The following is a 2,375-nucleotide window of genomic DNA, read 5'->3' as shown; positions in this document are numbered from 1 at the left end:
GCTAGACCCGTATTTCGCGGGTCGCTGATTCGTATGGTGTGACCGGCCCGGGGGTGTCCCGGGCCGGGGTGGCGGCGTTAGGCCGGGTGTGTCGATGACTTCCCGGTCCCCGCGGCCACGGTCTCAGCGTCAGCGTCTTGAAGTGGCGGTGACGTCCGTGGTGGAGAAGCGTCTGGGCGCTCTGCCTGTCGCTGCCGAGTTTCTGCGCCGGCTGGATGTCGCCGGGATCGTCGACGAGGTGTGTCCTGGTGGCGCGAGTGCGCTGGTGACGCACGGGCAGGTGATCGAGGCGTTGGTGGCCAACCGGCTGACGTCGCCCGCGCCGCTGGTGCGGGTGGAGGACTGGGCCAGGTGCTGGGCGGTGGAAGAGGTCTTCGGGATCGAGCCCGGTCTGCTCAACGATGACCGTCTGGCCCGGGCGCTGGATGCGATCGCGCCGCACCTGGAGCACATCGCGGGCACGGTCGGGGCGCGGGCGATCGGTGAGTTCGGGATCGATGTGGCCCGGATGCACTGGGACATGACCAGCATGTCCGTGCACGGGGCCTTCCCGGTTGAGGGGCAGGACGAGGACTTCCCCGTCATCGGCTACGGGCATCCCAAGGACCGGCGCTTCGATCTGAAGCAGGTCCAGGCCGGACTCGCGGTGTCGGCCGACGGCGGCATCCCGCTCCATGCCCGGGTCTTCGGGGGCGGGGCGGCTGAGGTCAGCCAGGTCGTCGGCGCGATGAAGGACCTGCGGGCCATGGCCGGTGAGCGCGGCTTCCTGATGGTCGCCGACTCCAAACTGGTGTCCTACTCCAACGTCGGTGCCCTGCTGGCGGCCGGGGTTGAGTTCATCGCCCCGGCCCCGGCCGTGCAGGTCAAGGACGAGGTCTATGCCGCTCTCGATCTCGCGCAGGCCACCGTCGTGGACTGGACGCCAAACCGGGATGCGGGCAAGCCCACCGAGCGGCGCGAGACCTACCGCGTGCTGGAAGACACCCACACCCTGACCGGGCCCCGCAAGAGCGATCCGCCACTCACCGTGCGACGGATCCTGGTCCACTCCACCGCCAACGCCGCGGGTCAGAAAGCCGCCCGGGACAAACGCCTGGCCAGGGCCACCGAGGATCTGAACAAGCTCACCGCTGCGGCCGGCGGACGCCACTACAAGACCCGGGAGAAGATCGTCGCCCGGATCGGGGTCATCGCCGCCAAGCGCCGTGTCAGCTCGTGTCTGCGCTGGGCCGTCACCGATACCGAGGGCGGCACCCCAGTCCTGGCCTGGCACTTCGACACCGGCGTGCTGGAGGCCGAAGCCGCTGTCGACGGCTGGTACGCACTGCTGACGTCCGTCCCCGCCGACCAGGCGGACGCCGGGCAGGCCCTGATCCACTACAAGGGCCAGGGCGCGGTCGAGCGCCGCTACCACGACTTCAAGGGCCCGCTCGCGGTTGCACCGGTCTTCGTGCAGCACAATCGTCGCGTCGCCGCCCTGATCCAGGTCATCTGCCTGGCCCTGCTCGTCTTCTGCCTGATCGAGCGGCAGGTCAGACGGGCGCTCGGCCCCGAGCAGACCATGAGCGGCCTCTACCCCGACAACCGCCGCGTCCGCCCCACCGGCCACATGATCTTCTACCACCTCGGCGAACTCACCTTGCGGATCGGCAACGTGACCGACCCGCCCACCGTTCAGATCACCCGCGGCGTCCAACTCCACCTCCTCGACCTACTTGACACCGACATCGGACAAACCCGCTGGCCACAGACCTGTGACTGAGCGCTTCAGCAGGCCCGTGAGTGCCAGAGGCGGCCACCTGTTGAGCACGGTTTCTGTCACTGACGGCGGTGGCGTACGACGACCGGCGCGTCCACACAGGCCGGCGCCACAGACACCACCGTCATCAGGGGCAGGTGCACCACCCCGGTATGAGGCGCGGGCAGACTACGCACATGCAGCTCCCCGCCGAAGCCGTAGCCACCACTGTGTTGCTGGAGGTCATAAGAATCTCCGAACTCCCGACAAAGCGGGGCGCCCCGTATCCCGGCAGGGCCGGCACCCACTGGATAGGGAGCGAGGCAGCCGGCGTCCTGGCCTTGATCGAGAGCTTGCCCGGCAGCGAGCAGCACCGCTGCGGCTTCTCGCCGGGCTGGAGCGTCCGGGCGTATGCGGACACTCTCGACACGGCGCTGTTCGAGGCGGCGTTCTGCTTCAGCTGCCACGAAGTCCGCATGCATGGAACCGCCGTGCCACCCGTACTGGCCACGCAGTTCTTCGACGCGGGCGCCCCGCAGGCGCACGCCCTCCTGGCCCTCTTCCGCGAGGCAGCCCCGTAGCCGGTTGGCCCCAGTCACAAGACCTGAAACGGTGACCTGCGAAGTCCGGGGCTAGA

At 69.0% G+C, this 2,375-nt stretch carries 2 protein-coding genes; both read left to right on the top strand.

Annotated features, from left to right (window positions below):
• Nucleotides 1-142 precede the first annotated feature (142 nt).
• Nucleotides 143-1,762, top strand: coding sequence for an IS1634 family transposase (locus tag ACWD1U_RS37205; RefSeq protein ID WP_451113784.1), 1,620 nt, complete (start codon nt 143-145; stop codon nt 1,760-1,762).
• A 173-nt stretch (nt 1,763-1,935) separates the two neighbouring features.
• A complete protein-coding gene (locus ACWD1U_RS37200) occupies nt 1,936-2,319 on the top strand; it encodes a hypothetical protein (RefSeq protein WP_451113783.1) in 384 nt (127 codons plus the stop codon).
• Nucleotides 2,320-2,375 lie beyond the last annotated feature (56 nt).

Source organism: Streptomyces sp. NPDC002788 (assembly GCF_053592115.1).
Note: the sequence above shows the minus strand (reverse complement) of the source record. Positions and strands in the feature narration are given on the sequence as shown.